Consider the following 15,094-nt stretch of genomic DNA (forward strand, 5'->3'; position numbering starts at 1 on the left):
CGTCGTTCCTTATCGTTATGCACGAATGGACATAACCAAAACACCGATGCCACCGCAACCGTTATTTCTGGTCGGACATATCGGATAGCGAAGCGCTCAGTCTGGAAAGCTCTGGCCTTTGCCTCACGAGGTCTTCGAGCTTCCGATAATCTGCGAGCACCTGCTGGCCGAGTTCCGTCAGTGAGGCCCCGCCGCCTTTGGCCCCGCCTCGGCTGCTGTCGACCAGCGGGCTGCTGAAATGCGTGTTCATTTCCTCGACAAGCGCCCAGGCGCGGCGGTAGCTCATGGCCAGCCTGCGCCCCGCGGCCGAGATCGAGCCCAACTCGGCGATGGCCTGCAGCAGATCCGCCTTGCCGCGCCCAAAGGTCATGCCCTGTGAAAAATGCAATCTGATATTCAGGCGGGGATCGTTGTCCATTCGTGTATGATCCGAAAGTAACGCGGCGTAGGCAAGGCTGACCGGGGGTTCCTCGACGGCAAGTGCAGGAGTAGCTTCCCCACAGCATGAGGAGAACGGGGAGAGCATCATGTCCGACAATGAAATCGTCATCCTTTCAGGCGCGCGGACGGCCATCGGCGGCTTTGGCGGCAGTTTGGCCAGCATCCCGCCGATCGATCTTGCCGCATCCGTCACCCGTGCCGCCATCGAACGTGCCGGGATCAGCGCGGACAAGATCGGCACCGTGGTCTTCGGCCATGTGCTGAATACCGAACCACGCGACATGTACCTGTCGCGTGTCGCCATGCTGGACGCCGGCGTTCCGGACACGACCCCGGCGATGAACGTGAACCGGCTTTGCGGATCGGGCGCACAGGCCATCGTCTCGGCCGCGCAGTCGCTCGCTCTGGGTGACGCGGATTTCGCCGTGGCGGGCGGCGCGGAATCCATGAGCCGCGCGCCCTATGCGGTTCCGGCGGCGCGGTTCGGTGCCAAGATGGGCGACGTGCAGATGCTGGACATGATGGTGGGCGCACTGACCTGCCCGATGGGCACGGGCCATATGGGCGTGACCGCCGAGAATGTCTCGACCGAGCATGACATCAGCCGCGAAGCCCAGGACGAATTCGCGCTGGAAAGCCAGCGACGGGCAGCACTGGCAATCGCCGAAGGCCGGTTCAGGGACCAGATCATTCCGATCGAAGTGAAGACGCGCAAGGGCGTCGTGGCCTTCGACACCGATGAACATCCGAAGGAAACGAGCCTCGAGAAGCTTGCTGCGCTCAAGACGGTCTTCAAGCGGGATGGCTCGGTCACGGCGGGGAATGCCTCGGGCATCAATGACGGCGCGGCCGCCTTGGTGCTCGCACGCGGCGAAGCCGCGCGGGCGGCCGGTCTGACACCCCAGTTCCGACTGCTGGGCTATGCGATCGCGGGCGTCCGCCCCGAGGTGATGGGCATCGGCCCGATCCCGGCTGTCGAAAAGCTGTTGGCGCAGACAGGCCTGAAAGCTTCTGATTTCGATGTCATCGAATCGAACGAAGCCTTCGCGGCTCAGGCGCTCGCGGTGAACAAGGGGCTTGGCCTCGACCCCGCAAAGGTCAATCCGAACGGCGGGGCAATCGCCTTGGGGCATCCCGTCGGCGCGACCGGGGCGATCATCACGATCAAGGCCATGTACGAGTTGATGCGCATCGGAGGTAGCAAAGGGCTTGTCACCATGTGCATCGGCGGGGGGCAGGGGATCGCGCTGGCCATAGAGCGCATCTGACGCCCAGATTGGCAGGGCCTCGTGTCCGGTCTATCCTTTGGGCCGGTTGCACGGGGCCCTGCCATGATCGATGATCCGACCCGCACTGGCCGCTGTGCGGTCTGCGGTAAATACCTGCCTCAGGAAGAGCTGACCGAGGGGGCGCATGTGCGACCCTCGCTCGTTGAATTGCTGCGCGAGGATATCCCGGACTGGTCCGACGCCAGCCTGATCTGTCCTGATTGCCTGCAACGCTATCGCCAGATGTACCTGACCAGGCTCATGGCGGATGAAACAGGCGAGCTGGGCGAACTTGAGGCCGAGGTTGCCCAGGCGCTTTCTCGCAACGAATTGCTGACCCTGCAGACCACGCCCGAGGATGAGGACGAAGATCTGGATTTTGGCGCGCGCATGGCGGATCGCGTCGCGAGCCTCGGCGGGTCGTGGGGGTTCATCCTGGTCTTTGTGGCGGTCCTGCTGGTCTGGATGGCGGTGAACACGGTCGGGCTGCTGCACCGTCCCTTCGACCCCTATCCCTATATCCTGCTGAACCTGATGCTGTCCTGTGTCGCTGCGCTGCAGGCTCCGGTCATCATGATGAGCCAGCGCCGGCAAGAGGCCAAGGATCGGCGCCGGGCCGAAAACGATTACCGGATCAACCTGAAGACCGAGCTTGAGCTACGGCAGCTGCATGAGAAGATCGACCATCACGTCACTCACCAATGGCGGCGTTTGCTTGAGATCCAGCGGATCCAGGTCGATCTTCTGCATGAGATGCGGCGCCGCTAGGCAGAGGGGCAGATGCACGACGCGAAGGCAGTCTGCCCATAATTGGAACGGGTCGCTTCCTTGGGAAACGACCCGCGAGATCCACGGAGATGGTCCGGTTAGGGTTAGTGCTCACCGTCCCAGTCAGGGTTTACGACCCTTGGGGCTGCCCTCAGGCCACGGCCCCCCTGACTGTCCCGACACCTCTCTCCACTATCACTCTCGACACTGGACCACCTCCTTTCAATGTGTTGCCGTATGATCTTAGCGTGCCACAACGCGAGTCGCAGTCAATGAATTTGCGCACGCTTCTGGATCAAATTTCCGACGATGATCCTGAAGGGCACCAGGGCAAGAATGGCCTGGGCCATTTTGACCATCCAATCGGCAACTGCCAAAGAAATCCACAAAGGCTGCGCTGGACCCTGCCCAAGCATGGGAACAATCTCGTTTGCCCAGGAAACGTCATCACCCGGAAACAAAGGTGTGAGTGCCGTCGAGAAGGCGATGGTGAAAAATACGGCGGTGTCGAGGATCGAGCCGACGATGCTGGCGGCGAGAGGGGGCAACCACCAGTTGTATTTCCGCAACTTGTTGAAGACGGCAATATCCATCAATTGGGCGGAAAGGAACGCGGCGCCCGAAGCAATGGCGATGCGCAGCGTGGTCTTGTCCATGCCCGCGGCCACGACCGAGCAAAGCACCCCGGTGACGAAGCCGGCGAAAACGACCTTGCGCGCGGCGTCGGATCCATAGACCCGGTTCATGATGTCGGTTACCAGGAATGCGACGGGATAGGTCAGGGCGCCCCAGGTCAGCCAGTCACCAAGCAGGTGCTGGACAAGGATGTTCGAAGCCACCACGACGATGGCCATGGCGATAACGCCTGGAAGAATGCGGGTCATGTCAGATCCGTTTTTGCAAGGTAGCGGAGACTCGGCCCCACTCGTCTGGGGCAGCGCCGCTTAGGCCTCGTTGGCCATTCTGTCAATCATTTTGAGCATGCGGGACGCCGCGTTTCAGGTCGATCACCCTGAACTCGACCAACTCGGTTCGCTGGAGGCGACTGAAATTGTCATCCGAAATCATCGTCAGGCGAATGCCCTGACCGTCGTCCCAGACCGCGATCCCTTCGAGATTGTCATATTGCAGCGGCAAGGTGGTGAGCAGGGTTTCCTCATTCGTCAGGGCCGTTTCGGACAAATCGAAACGCCGGACCCGAGATCGGAACCCAAGCAGCCCCATGAAGTCGCGTTCCAGCAGATAGAAACGCCCATCGGGGCCGACATCCGCCCCCACCGCCAACCAGTCGCCCCGACGCGGGATCGAGAAGGGATGATCCCATTCGCCATTGCGGTAACGCCACACCGGGAAGGGCTTTTCGAGTCCGCCCGATCGTTCCGGTACGGTCAGCAGCGTGCCATCCGGCAGGATCGCGAGTGCCTCGAGGGATGAGTTCCGCTGCAGCGCCCGGAAATCTGCGGTTCTTGGCAGGACCTTGGCTGGGGAATCCGGCGCCGTGTGACCCACGACGCGGGTCAGCCCCTCATAGCTGATCCAGATCGTTCCGTCGGGCCCGATCGCCAGACCTTCGCTGTCGCCCTTCCAGCCGGGCGCGAGATTGCGGCCCTGACTGTCCTTCAGGCGTGATTGCCCGTCCGAATTGATGCCGGTGATCCGGCCCTGCTCGTCTCGTGTGATCGTGCCCCATCTGAGAGAGGCGCGGTCGGACAAAACCATGAAACGGGTTCCGCCGTCTTCGATCTCGATGCCGGAAAACCCGCCGAAGCCGGGCTCATCGAGGTTCCAGCGGTATGTTCCGACATGTTCGACCTCGACCGCTCCCGTCTTGGCGGACATGTCTGGCCCGGCGGCACAGGAATGGGACAGCGCGACCAGCACGCCCAGAAATGCCATGGCGACCCCGGTAAGGGGTCGCCTCAGCCAACCTGGGTGTACTTGCGCGCTTCCGCTCAGCGGGCGGTCGCGACGGCCTGGCATTGTCGGGGCATCTCGCTAAGTCGGAAGCTGCGGGGGTGACGATAGTTCGGGTCGGGCGGTACTGGCTTGACCCTGCTTGGATCGATGCGGTTCTTGATCCACTCGGCGGCTTCTGCGCAACCGTCGCCGGGCGGAGGGGCGTCCTGCTCGCGGCAGATCGAACCCGCAGGGCAGGCGAGCCGGACATGGAAATGGTAGTCATGGTTGCTGAGCGGGCGCACCTTGCGCAGCCAGGCGCGATTGCCGGTTTCCATCTGGCACATGGCCACCTTGGCGACCGGGTCGATGAAGATCCGTTCGACGCGGGGGTCGCGGGCAGCGGCGCGGATGATCGCCATATGCGAAGGCGACCAGTTCCGGGATGGCGCGGTCCCTGCAGAATTGACCACCGAGGCCGAGGAAATGCTTTCGCGCTGCGACGGGGTCAGGTTCAGGCTGCGCGGCGGCAGAAGCCAGATGTCCGCATCAAGCCCCATCTGATGGCTGGCATGGCCGCTGACCATCGGGCCGCCCCGAGGCTGGCTCATGTCACCTATATACAGGCCAGGCCAGCCGACTTGCCGGGCTGCCTGCGACAGGCCGATCAGGAAATTGACCAGCTCGGGATGCCCCCAGTTTCGGTTGCGCGACAATCGCATCGCCTGCCAGGTCGGGCCGGATTCGGGCAATTGCGCCGCACCGTTCACGCATCCCTTCGAATAGAAGCCGATCGCAACCGGTTTTCCCCCGGTGGGACCACGTGCGCTGCCGAAGACGTCCTTGGCAAGCGGATCTGCCGATGCGGGCAGGGCGACCGTGAGCGACAGCACGAATGCGCTCAGGAATTTTCTGATCACTGCTCGTATTCCCCTCTTGCTTTGACCCAGCTTAACAAAATCAGCGAAAGAAGGAACATCACGATCAGCGGAGAGATGCCAAGCCGCAAGTTCCCGCTGATATCGGTCACGAGGGCAATCAGGAACGGGGCGAGAAAGGTCGTGGCCTTGCCCGACAGGGCGTAAAGGCCGAACACCTCGGTCGCGCGTTCAGGCGAAGTATGGAAAACGACAAGCGTCCTTCCTGCCGCCTGCAGGACACCGCCGGCACCGCCGATCAGCGCGCCGCACAGGAAGAACAGCGCGTCGGGCAGGCGCGATCCCTCGGCAAGCTCGAACCCCATGATCTGGCTGCGGTCCATGCCGATGACGATGGTGCAGACAAGGATGAGTATCAGCGAGCAGACGATGGTCACGGGCTTCGGCCCCCAGCGCCTGTCTGCACGTCCACCAAGCCAGCAGATGATCGTGGCCGAGACGGCAGCGACGATCCCGAAGATCCCCGACAGGATCACGGGCCAGCCAAGAACCGATGCCGCGTAGATGCCGCCGAAGGCATAAAGCCCGTTCAGCGCATCGCGCGAGAACATGGATGACAAAAGGAAGGCGGAAAGCGAGCGTCTTTCCCTGAGGCTCAGGATCAGTCGCCAGAGGTCACGCATTGCGGACCCAAGCCGAACCGGACGGGAAGATCCTCGCGGCTCGCGGACCCAAAGCGCAAACGGAATCATGAAGACCAGATACCAGATCGCGGTGAAGGGTCCGACCGCGCGCGTTCCCTCGCGCAATTCCGGGTCGAGCCCCAGGATGGGCCCGATCCCGATGATCGTCCGGCCTGTCTGGGCATTCTCGGCCAGAAGAGCCAGCATGAGAAACAGCGCGATCACGCCCCCGAGATAGCCGAAGGCGAAGCCCGAGCCGGAAATGCGACCGATTTCTTCCTTCGAGGCCAGTCCCGGCAGAAGCGCATTCGTGAAGATCGTGGCGAATTCGAGGCCGATCAGGCCCAGGCCAAAGCTGAAAACGATCATGTGCAGATGTGTCTGGCCGGGCATCAGGAACCAAAGCCCCCAGGCGCCCAGCACGTAGAAGGCCGAAAAGGCCCAGACCCAGACCAGCCTTCGCCCGCTACTGTCGGCAACCGCCCCGAGGACAGGCGCCAGCATGGCAATGATAAAGCCGGCGATGGAAAGCCCATAGCCCCATAGCGTCTGGGCGGCGGCGCCCGCAGCCTCGGGGCTCATGCCCTGCGCGGTGTAGTGGGCGCGGGCCATTTCGGCGTAATAGACCGGAAAGATGAAGGTGGTCAGCAGCGTCGCATAGGGTTGGCTGGCCCAGTCGAAGAACCACCAGCCCCAGATCCTCTTTCGCTCCATCCCCGCTTCCCTGCTGGCCCTGTTCCCGCGCATAAGGCCAAAGCAGGGTCAGGCTGGCAAGTCGTCTTTCGGGTCTGTCGGGGCCAAGGCGGGCAGTGCGGGCGGCCAGTCGCGCTGCGCATCCGCCGCGATCCATGACTGGACCCAGCCCGGCAATTCCGGGCTTTCGGCATTGTGGCCGGCCGCAGCCATGACCTCGGCCGGAGAGACGATGCCCTTGTCCGAGGTGATTGCGGCACGCAGCAGCATGTGGTTGCAGCATTCACCTTTGCGCCAGATGCTCTGCTCCATATAGAGAAATCTTGCGTCCCAGCCGAGCGATCGCGAAACGATCGTGAACCGATCGAAGCACCGCACCCTGCGACGATAGCGCACCGAATTGCCTGCAACCGTGATGCCCCAGCGATTTTCTCGCAATGTGTCGATCAGGCCGGTTCGCATCGCCATCGGGATGCGGCCAAGATCGTAAAGCGTGAGCGTCCGGCCATTGTTCAGCTCGATCCAGGGATCGAGATCCCAAGGCCAGCAGCGATGCGTCGAAACATGGGCATCTACAAGGCCGAGGCGTGGCGATTTGCGGTGTGTGAACGTCTCATAGGCAAAGCGCAGGATCGGATACATCTGTCCCCCTTGTATGGCAGACGGGCTATTCCGACCCGGTGAAGGCGTCAATCCCGACGCTGCGGCGCGCAGGGTTGCGAAACGGGGGAGGCTGGCTTACCTGTCGCTGACATGCGCAAGGCGAGGATGAAATGGGCACGCTGTTCGAAGCACTGATGCTGATACTGGATGTGATCTGGTTCGTGATGATCGCCCATATCATCATGTCATGGCTGATCAACTTCCAGGTTCTGAACCTGCGCCAGCCGCTGGTCTGGCAGATCTGGAACGGCCTGAGCCGCGTGCTCGAACCGCTTTACGCGCCGATCCGGTCGGTTCTGCCGAATACTGGCGGGCTCGATCTGGCGCCGCTCGTCGTGTTCATCATCATCATCATTGCGCAGCGCGCGCTCGCCAATAACGCCGGCTGGTTTTACGGGTTCTAGGCATGTCGGCCGCCCCGCTGCTGCGGCAGGTCTTCGGCTTCGACGGGTTTCGCCCGGGCCAGGAAGAGATCGTCGACGCGGTCGCCGAGGGGCGGGACGTGCTGGCGATCATGCCGACCGGCGGGGGCAAGTCGCTTTGCTACCAGCTTCCCGCACTGATGCGGGAAGGGCTTACGGTGGTCATTTCGCCGCTGATTGCGCTGATGCGCGATCAGGTGCGTGCCCTTACCGAGGCGGGTGTTGCCGCCGCCGCCCTGACCAGCGGCAATTCCGAGGACGAGAACGCCCAAGTCATGCGCGCATTGACCGCGCGCGAACTGCGCCTGCTCTACATCGCGCCTGAACGGCTGGCTTCGGGCGCGACGGTGCCGCTGCTACGCCGCGCGGGCGTTCAGGCGATTGCCGTGGATGAAGCCCATTGCGTCAGCCAGTGGGGGCATGATTTCCGGCCCGACTACCTGCGGGTCGGCGAATTGCGCAAGGCGCTATCGGTGCCGCTGGCGGCCTTCACCGCAACCGCCGATGCCGAAACCCGTGACGAGATCGTGGCCAGGTTGTTCAACGGGGTCGATCCCCAGATCTTCCTGCGCGGCTTCGACCGGCCGAACATCCATCTGGCCTTTCAGCCGAAAGATGGGCCGCGTCGGCAAATTCTTGATTTCGCGACTGCCCGACGCGGGCAGTCGGGCATCGTTTACTGCGGCACGCGCGCCAAGACCGAAACGCTGGCCCAGGCGCTGAACGAGGCGGCCTTGCCTGCGGTGGCCTATCACGGCGGAATGGAGGCCGAGCAACGTCGCGCCGTCGAGACCCGCTTTCAACGCGAGGACGGGCTGATCGTCACAGCGACAGTCGCCTTCGGGATGGGGATCGACAAGCCGGATATCCGATGGGTCGCCCATGCCGACCTGCCGAAGTCGATCGAAGCCTACTATCAGGAAATCGGCCGCGGCGGGCGTGACGGCGCCCCCGCCGAAACGCTGACGCTTTACGGCCCTGACGATATCCGTCTACGCCGCGGCCAGATCGACGAGGGGCTGGCCCCGCATGACCGCAAGGCCGCCGATCACGCGCGGCTGAATGCGCTGCTCGGGCTGGCCGAAAGCCCCACCTGCCGCCGCGTTGCCCTGCTTGGCTATTTCGGCGAAACGACCGGGAATTGCGGGAATTGCGATATCTGCGATGCGCCGCCCGAAACCTTCGATGGAACGAAGGATGCGCAAAAGGTCCTTTCGGCGGTCTTGCGCACCGGGGAAAGCTTTGGCGCGGGGCATATCATCGATGTCCTGATCGGCAACGCGACCGAACGCGTCCAGCAGCGCGGGCATGACCGGATTCCGACTTTCGGCGTGGGGCGCGACAATTCGCGGTCCCAGTGGCAGGCGATCATTCGCCAGATGCTGGGGCGCGACCTGATCCGCCCCGACCCCGAGCGCCATGGCGGCCTGGCGATCACCGCAGCGGCGCATCCCGTCCTGCGTGGCGAGCAAAGCGTGGTCCTGCGGCGGGATCTGGTCAGCCGGGCGCGTCCCTCGGTGGTGGTGCGCGCGCAGGTCGATGAAGAGGACGCGCCGCTGCTTTCCGCGCTCAAGGCCAAGCGCCGCGCCCTTGCCGAGGCAGCGCGGGTGCCGGCCTATGTCATCTTCCCCGATCGCACCCTGATCGAGATGGTTCAGTCGCGGCCCCAGACCCTTGACGAGATGGCCCGTGTAAGTGGCGTCGGGACGAAGAAGCTGGACAGTTATGGCGAGGAATTCCTGCGCGTGATTGCGGGCGAGGTCGCGCCGATGCATCCGTCGCGCCGGGCTTTGGCAGGTCGTGCCTCGGGCGATCTCTACGACCGTCTCGCTGCGGCGCAGGGAAGGCTTGTCAGGGGCGATGACGGCACGGGAAAACCGCTATCGGTCAGCCCCTCGATCCTGCGCAAGATCGCGCAGGACCGCCCTCGTGACCTGACCCGCTATCTTGACGCGGCGCGGATCGAGCGTTTTGGAGATGCCTTCCGCGCCGAGATCGACCCGGAATAGCGGCCTCTAACGGTCGGCAGCGGCCCGCGCCAGTTCTTCGGCCGAAGGCATTCCGCCGCCCTCGGGCGGCTTCACGGCGAATATCGCGCAATACAGTGCCGGGACGAAAACCAGCGTGACCAGAGTCCCCGCGATGATGCCCCCCATCATGGCATAGGCCATCGGACCCCAGAACACCTGACGCGAGATCGGGATCAGGGCCAGACTTGCCGCCGCCGCCGTCAGCAGGATCGGGCGCGCGCGGCTGTCGGACGCCTCGAAGACTGCATCCCACTTGCTGTGCCCTTTTGCGATCAACACCTGAATTTCATGGACGAGAATGACCGAATTTCGGATCAGGATGCCGATCAGCGCAAGCACCCCCAGGATCGCGACGAAACCCATCGGGACGCCAAAGGGCAAGAGTGTCGCCACGACACCGATCAGGCCCAAGGGTGCGGCCGCGAACACGATCAGCGACAGGCGGAAACTCTGCATCTGGATCATCACCAGCAAAGCCATCAACAGCAGCATGACGGGCACGACCGCCGCGATCGGAGCCTGGCTTTCGCCCGAGGTTTCGACCGTGCCGCCTACCGCGACCTTGACCTGCGCGGGCAAGCCCTTTTCGAACTCGGCGACCTTGGTCGAAAGTGCCGAGATGATCGTTGCGGGTTGGTCCCCGGTCGCGATGTCCGCCTTGACCGTAACCGTGGGCATGCCATCGCGCTGCATGATGAGCGGCTGTTCCGTTCCGTAATCCAGCTGTGCGAGCGAAGCCAGCGGAATGGGCGTGCCGGTTTCGGTCGCCAACTGCAGGTTCTGGATCGAATTCAAAGATTGGCGATCGCTTTCCGATCCGCGTGCCAGCACGGTGATGAGGAAGATCCCGTCGCGCAGCTGGGTGATCTCTCGCCCCGAGAAGGTCCCCGAAAGCGCGCCCGCGATATCCTCGTTCGTGATGCCGACACGGCGCGCCTGATCCTGATTGACCCGCAAGGTGATGACGCGGGCCGGTTCGTTCCAATCCAGCGAAATGTCGCGAAGTCGCTCTTCGGTCGACATCACTGCCGCCAATCCGCGCGCCTTGTCCCGCGCCTGATTAAGATCGGGTGACGAGACGCGATATTGCACGGGCTTGCCGACGGGGGGGCCGATCTCGAGATTCTTGACGTAAAGTTCGGTCCCGATCAGCTCGGTCTTGCCAAACTCGATGAGCCGGGATTTCAACCTGTCCCGTGCCGCCAGGTCCGCTGTCTGGATCAGCACCTGGCCCATATATGGCCCCGGCGTGGGCACATCCATGGAAAGCACGAAACGCGGCGCGCCGCGACCGACGAACGACGTGTAGAACAGCGCATCCTGCTGTTCGGCAAGGAAGGTTTCCAGCCGCGCGATATCCGCGTCGGTCTTTGCGATCGAGGCATTGGCACGCTCGGTCACATCGATGATGATTTCGGTCCGGTCCGATGTCGGGAAGAACTGCTGCTGAACGTAGCCCATCCCGAAAACCGAAAGGGCGAAGGCTGCGAATGTCACCGTAATGGTGGCCCAGCGGAAGCGCATTCCCATGATCAGAAGGCGATGAAAACCCCGCCGCAGCGGGCCGGCGCGCTGTTCATGCCGTTCGGCCGAGCGCGCCAGGAAGGTCACGCCAAGCAACGGCGCGAAAAGGACGGCGACGACCCAACTGACCAGCAACGAAACGGCGATCACAACGAAAAGCGAAAAGGTGAATTCCCCCGCCGCCGAATTGTTCAGTCCGATCGGGATGAAACCGGCAACCGTGACAAGCGTGCCGGTCAGCATCGGAAACGCGATCGAGGTCCAGGCATAGCTTGCCGCCTTCTCGACGGTTTCGCCGATCTCCAGTCGCGAAATCATCGTTTCGATCGCGATCATCGCGTCATCCACGAGCAATCCCAGCGCGATGATCAGCGCACCCAGCGAAATCCGCTGCAAGGTGATGCCGCAGATCTCAAGGATGACAAATGTGATCGCCAGGACAAGGGGGATCGTCAGCGTGACGACGAAGCCTGCCCGGAAGCCGAGGCTCACGAAACTGACCAGGAGAACGATCGCGACGGCCTCGGCCAATGCGCGGACGAAATGGCCGACCGCATCGTTCACGACATGGGGCTGATCGGCGAACTTGGCCATTTCGATGCCGATCGGCAGATCTCGCGCGACACCTGCCATCAGCGCGTCGACTTCCTTGCCGAACTCCAGGATGTTTTCACCCTCACGCATCCCGATCTGCAGGCCGATCGCCGCCTTTCCGTTATAGCGGAACATTTCGTCGGGGGGGTCCTGGTAGCCACGGCGCACCTCGGCCACGTCGCCGATATTGAAGAACCTGTCGCCCACCCGCAGGTTCACCGCAGCGATGGCCTGGGCATCGTCGAACTTGCCGCCAACGCGCAGCAGCACCTGTTCCGGCCCGGCCTGGACGATGCCCGAAGGCGCAATCGCGTTCTGTGTTGCCAGCGTCTGAACCACCTGGTTGTGGTTCAGGCCAAGTGCGGCCAGCCGGGCCGAGGAAAACTCGATATAGACCTCTTCCTTGCGGACGCCCAGCAACGCCGTCTTGCCCGCCATGGGCAAAGCCTGGACCTGTTTTCGGATGTTCTCGACCCGATCCCGCAGCTCGCGCGGGCTGAACCCGTCCGAGGTGAAGGCATAGATGTTCCCGTAGACATCGCCGAAATCGTCGTTGAACTGGAACCCTCCGAATTCCGCAGGAAAGTCGGGCCGGATATCCGACATCATGTTGCGGACACGCTTCCACACCTCGGGCACCTCGGGGCCGCGTATCGTCGGGTCAAGTTCAAGGTAGACGATCGACTGGCCGGGCATGGTCACCGAGCGCGTGAACTTGAGTTCGTCGAGTTCCTCGAGCTTGGTCTCGATCCGCGTGGTCACCTGATCGAGTGTGTCCTGAATTGTGCCGCCCGGAAGCGACGCGCTTATCACCATGATCTTTATGGTGAAATTCGGGTCTTCCTCGCGTCCGAGGCGCAAGTAGCTATAGGTTCCGGCCAGCATCGAGACGATGAGCAGGAACCAGACGAGTGAACGGTGATGCAATGCCCAGTCGGAAAGGTTGAAGCCGCGAGAGGTCATGGATCGACGCTTTCTCCCACGGCTTGGCCGTCCTGAAGCGAATGGATGCCGCGGATGACGATTTCCTCGCCGGCGGTCACGCCTTCGCTGACCGTCACCTGGTTCTGCAGGCCGGAACTGTCGGTCACGATGCGACGCATCGAGACACGCGCCGGTTCATTTTCACGTGAAACGATCCAGACATGGGGAACGCCCTGCCGAAGAAGGATCGCTGCCCTGGGGATCGTCAGGCGGGTCATTTCGCCTGTCGACGGGCTGGCACGCACCAATGCGCCCAGCCTGAAACCTTCGACATTCTCAAGCGAAAGATGCACGCGTCTGGTCCTGGTCACGGCATCCGCGACCGGTTCGATGCGCGAGGCGCGGGCAGCGTTGCGGATGTCGGGATGGTTCTCTGACCAGACTTCGAAACTGTCCCCGATCGCGAGACGCGACAGAAGCGCGGGTTGCACGTCGATGACGACTTCCAGCTCGTCTTGGCCCGACAACTGCATCACGGCCTGGCCTGCACTGACGACCTCGCCCGGCTCGACATCTATCGAACTGATGACTCCGTCGAACGGAGCCTTCATTTCCGCGAATTGCTCGGTGTCCCGCGCCCTTATGAGCTCGGACTGGGCCTGCTGCTCGGCTGCGCGGGCGGTGGCCAGCATCTGTTCGGCCTGCTCCAGATTCGCGGTCGTCGTCACGTTTCGGTTGGCAAGGGCCCTGGTCCGCGCAGCGGTCGCCTCGGCCGTCTCGAGTGCGACCTTTGCTGCATCGGCTGCGGCCTGGGCGGCGGCAACCTGGCCCTGCAGATCCTCGGGGTCTAGTGTCGCAAGTGTCTCGCCTTGCCGGACCACGTCGCCAAGTTCGACATTGCGCGCGGTGAGCCTGCCAAGGGTCTGAAAAGCCAGCGACACCTCGGTCCGAGCCTTTATCACGCCGGGCATCGAATGGTTCATGGCGGGTGAACTGCTGACGATGATGCTGGCGACGGGCCGGAAACCTTCGTCATCCGGTGGGGCAGGTGCCGACCAGGGAAGCTGAAAGCCAAAGGCCGGGCCAGTGACCGACAGGCCGACGGCGAGGAAGAAGAAACTGCGCCGGATCATTCCTGCTCCTCGATCCGGTCAGCGATGACCTTGCGACCGGGAAAGAGCAGCTGTGATCCAGCCCCCACGACCAACTGCCCGGGGGTAAGTCCGGTGCCGATGATCACCTCCCCCTCGGCAAAGCGCTGAATCGTCACCTCGGCCAGTTCGACGCGGGACTGCCCGTCAACCACCCAGACCGCCGGCCGGCTGCCTAGGCTTGTCAGGGCGGTCCACGGGACCGAGATCCCTTTGCCGACAGGAAAGTGAACCGCGCCGCGGAAGGCGGCGCCCAGCAGCTCATAGCCAGGCGGAGGGTCCACGATCTTGGCGCGCACGGTCACCGAGCCAGTACCGGGGCTGACCAGCGGCGCGATTTCCGTCACCTGCGCCTCTAGCCGCATGTCGGGAAAGTCGATCCCGCTCAGCCTGACCTTGGCGCCAAGCGCCGCATCGAGCATGGGTGAGTTGGGCGTCTGGAAAACGACCTCACGACCGGATGATGAAGCCAGCGTGATGACGGGCTGCGCGGCGCCGACGATCTGCCCGGGCTCGGCGTTCCGAGCGGTGACGATGGCATCTGCCGGAGCCCTGATGACGGTGTCGTCCAAGGCACGTTGCGCCTGGTCGCGCGATGAATGTGCCTGCGCAAGCGACCGGTCCGCCGAGGACAGGGCCTGGTTCGCCAAGTCCAGTTCGGCCCTTGTCCCGACGCCTCGTTCCAGCATCGCGCGGGCGCGTTCCTGAGCCTGCCGGGACTGTTCCTGCGACGCGACCGCCGAAGCCAGCGCCGCCTCGGCGACATGTAGCGATTGTTCCTGCTGCAGCGGGTCGGTTCGGGCAAGCGGCTCGTTGCGCTTGACGGCGTCTCCCTCGTTCACCTGCACCTCGATCACGCGGCCACCCTGACGGAAGCCGATATCGATGCTGTCTGTCGGATGGATTGTTCCCGAAAGTGCCGCGTCGAAAATCAGCGGAACTTCCTGAACGGTGAACAGTTCGACCCGAAGCGGCTCCTCTGCCGCGCCAGGCGAAGCAAGCACCATGGCGACAAGGCTGCCGGTCAGGGCACAGCGCCCACCGCTTTTTGTGATCCCCTGAGCCAGAAAGCGCACCGCCTGCCATTCCGATGAAGCCTGTACCGCCTTGGTGTAACCCGGCCTCGCGAAGGGATACAACCGTGGGCCTTGCCGCCGTC

General features: G+C 63.2%; 13 protein-coding genes. 4 read left to right on the top strand and 9 right to left on the bottom strand.

All coding sequences use genetic code 11. The features are described 5' to 3' along the window. Window positions 1–61 precede the first annotated feature (61 nt). Window positions 62–418, bottom strand: coding sequence for a winged helix-turn-helix domain-containing protein (locus RGQ15_RS04940; protein WP_311159116.1), 357 nt, complete (start codon window positions 416–418; stop codon window positions 62–64). Window positions 419–527: 109 nt separating this feature from the next. On the opposite strand from RGQ15_RS04940, the gene RGQ15_RS04945 reads away from it, so the two are divergent. Then, the gene (locus RGQ15_RS04945) at window positions 528–1,709 is read left to right on the top strand and encodes an acetyl-CoA C-acyltransferase family protein (RefSeq protein WP_311159117.1); all 1,182 of its coding nucleotides are present in this window, start codon (window positions 528–530) and stop codon (window positions 1,707–1,709) included. 63 nt (window positions 1,710–1,772) lie between these two features. Then, a complete protein-coding gene (locus RGQ15_RS04950) occupies window positions 1,773–2,477 on the top strand; it encodes a DUF1003 domain-containing protein (RefSeq protein WP_311159118.1) in 705 nt (234 codons plus the stop codon). 269 nt (window positions 2,478–2,746) lie between these two features. Here the strand turns inward: RGQ15_RS04950 and RGQ15_RS04955 are convergent, their stop codons facing one another. From RGQ15_RS04955 to RGQ15_RS04975, 5 genes are all read right to left on the bottom strand, one after another. Beyond that, on the bottom strand, window positions 2,747–3,361 hold the full coding sequence (locus RGQ15_RS04955; protein WP_311159119.1) for a VUT family protein: 615 nt from the start codon (window positions 3,359–3,361) through the stop codon (window positions 2,747–2,749). An 82-nt stretch (window positions 3,362–3,443) separates the two neighbouring features. Beyond that, a complete protein-coding gene (locus RGQ15_RS04960) occupies window positions 3,444–4,373 on the bottom strand; it encodes an esterase-like activity of phytase family protein (protein WP_311159120.1) in 930 nt (309 codons plus the stop codon). A 56-nt stretch (window positions 4,374–4,429) separates the two neighbouring features. After that, a complete protein-coding gene (gene mepA, locus RGQ15_RS04965; protein WP_311159121.1) occupies window positions 4,430–5,293 on the bottom strand; it encodes a penicillin-insensitive murein endopeptidase in 864 nt (287 codons plus the stop codon). After that, on the bottom strand, window positions 5,290–6,648 hold the full coding sequence (locus RGQ15_RS04970) for an MFS transporter (RefSeq protein WP_311159122.1): 1,359 nt from the start codon (window positions 6,646–6,648) through the stop codon (window positions 5,290–5,292). The genes mepA and RGQ15_RS04970 overlap by 4 nt, the downstream gene beginning before the upstream one ends. Window positions 6,649–6,696: 48 nt before the next feature. Further along, a complete protein-coding gene (locus RGQ15_RS04975) occupies window positions 6,697–7,269 on the bottom strand; it encodes an acyl-CoA thioesterase (protein ID WP_311159123.1) in 573 nt (190 codons plus the stop codon). 131 nt (window positions 7,270–7,400) lie between these two features. On the opposite strand from RGQ15_RS04975, the gene RGQ15_RS04980 reads away from it, so the two are divergent. Further along, the gene (locus tag RGQ15_RS04980; RefSeq protein ID WP_311159124.1) at window positions 7,401–7,694 is read left to right on the top strand and encodes a YggT family protein; all 294 of its coding nucleotides are present in this window, start codon (window positions 7,401–7,403) and stop codon (window positions 7,692–7,694) included. A 2-nt stretch (window positions 7,695–7,696) separates the two neighbouring features. After that, the gene (recQ, locus tag RGQ15_RS04985) at window positions 7,697–9,721 is read left to right on the top strand and encodes a DNA helicase RecQ (protein ID WP_311159125.1); all 2,025 of its coding nucleotides are present in this window, start codon (window positions 7,697–7,699) and stop codon (window positions 9,719–9,721) included. Window positions 9,722–9,727: 6 nt separating this feature from the next. Here recQ and RGQ15_RS04990 read toward each other — a convergent pair whose 3' ends face one another. From RGQ15_RS04990 to RGQ15_RS05000, 3 genes are read right to left on the bottom strand one after another with little or no spacing between them, the layout of a single operon-like run. After that, a complete protein-coding gene (locus RGQ15_RS04990) occupies window positions 9,728–12,823 on the bottom strand; it encodes an efflux RND transporter permease subunit (protein ID WP_311159126.1) in 3,096 nt (1,031 codons plus the stop codon). Further along, window positions 12,820–13,917, bottom strand: coding sequence for an efflux RND transporter periplasmic adaptor subunit (locus tag RGQ15_RS04995; RefSeq protein WP_311159127.1), 1,098 nt, complete (start codon window positions 13,915–13,917; stop codon window positions 12,820–12,822). The genes RGQ15_RS04990 and RGQ15_RS04995 overlap by 4 nt, the downstream gene beginning before the upstream one ends. After that, window positions 13,914–15,011: an efflux RND transporter periplasmic adaptor subunit gene (locus RGQ15_RS05000; RefSeq protein ID WP_311159128.1), complete on the bottom strand. Its 1,098-nt coding sequence runs from the start codon at window positions 15,009–15,011 to the stop codon at window positions 13,914–13,916. The genes RGQ15_RS04995 and RGQ15_RS05000 overlap by 4 nt, the downstream gene beginning before the upstream one ends. Between the last annotated feature and the right edge of the window lie 83 nt (window positions 15,012–15,094).

Source organism: Paracoccus sp. MBLB3053, assembly GCF_031822435.1.
In the GTDB taxonomy this organism is placed as follows: domain Bacteria; phylum Pseudomonadota; class Alphaproteobacteria; order Rhodobacterales; family Rhodobacteraceae; genus Paracoccus; species Paracoccus aurantius.

Excerpts from the sequence above, each read along its gene's own strand:
- RGQ15_RS04940 (WP_311159116.1), bottom strand. The coding sequence starts at position 418 with ATGGACAACGATCCCCGCCTGAATATCAGATTGCATTTTTCACAGGGC.
- RGQ15_RS04945 (WP_311159117.1), top strand. The coding sequence starts at position 528 with ATGTCCGACAATGAAATCGTCATCCTTTCAGGCGCGCGGACGGCCATC.
- RGQ15_RS04950 (WP_311159118.1), top strand. The coding sequence starts at position 1,773 with ATGATCGATGATCCGACCCGCACTGGCCGCTGTGCGGTCTGCGGTAAA.
- RGQ15_RS04955 (WP_311159119.1), bottom strand. The coding sequence starts at position 3,361 with ATGACCCGCATTCTTCCAGGCGTTATCGCCATGGCCATCGTCGTGGTG.
- RGQ15_RS04960 (WP_311159120.1), bottom strand. The coding sequence starts at position 4,373 with ATGGCATTTCTGGGCGTGCTGGTCGCGCTGTCCCATTCCTGTGCCGCC.
- RGQ15_RS04970 (WP_311159122.1), bottom strand. The coding sequence starts at position 6,648 with ATGGAGCGAAAGAGGATCTGGGGCTGGTGGTTCTTCGACTGGGCCAGC.
- RGQ15_RS04975 (WP_311159123.1), bottom strand. The coding sequence starts at position 7,269 with ATGTATCCGATCCTGCGCTTTGCCTATGAGACGTTCACACACCGCAAA.
- RGQ15_RS04980 (WP_311159124.1), top strand. The coding sequence starts at position 7,401 with ATGGGCACGCTGTTCGAAGCACTGATGCTGATACTGGATGTGATCTGG.
- recQ (WP_311159125.1), top strand. The coding sequence starts at position 7,697 with ATGTCGGCCGCCCCGCTGCTGCGGCAGGTCTTCGGCTTCGACGGGTTT.
- RGQ15_RS04990 (WP_311159126.1), bottom strand. The coding sequence starts at position 12,823 with ATGACCTCTCGCGGCTTCAACCTTTCCGACTGGGCATTGCATCACCGT.
- RGQ15_RS04995 (WP_311159127.1), bottom strand. The coding sequence starts at position 13,917 with ATGATCCGGCGCAGTTTCTTCTTCCTCGCCGTCGGCCTGTCGGTCACT.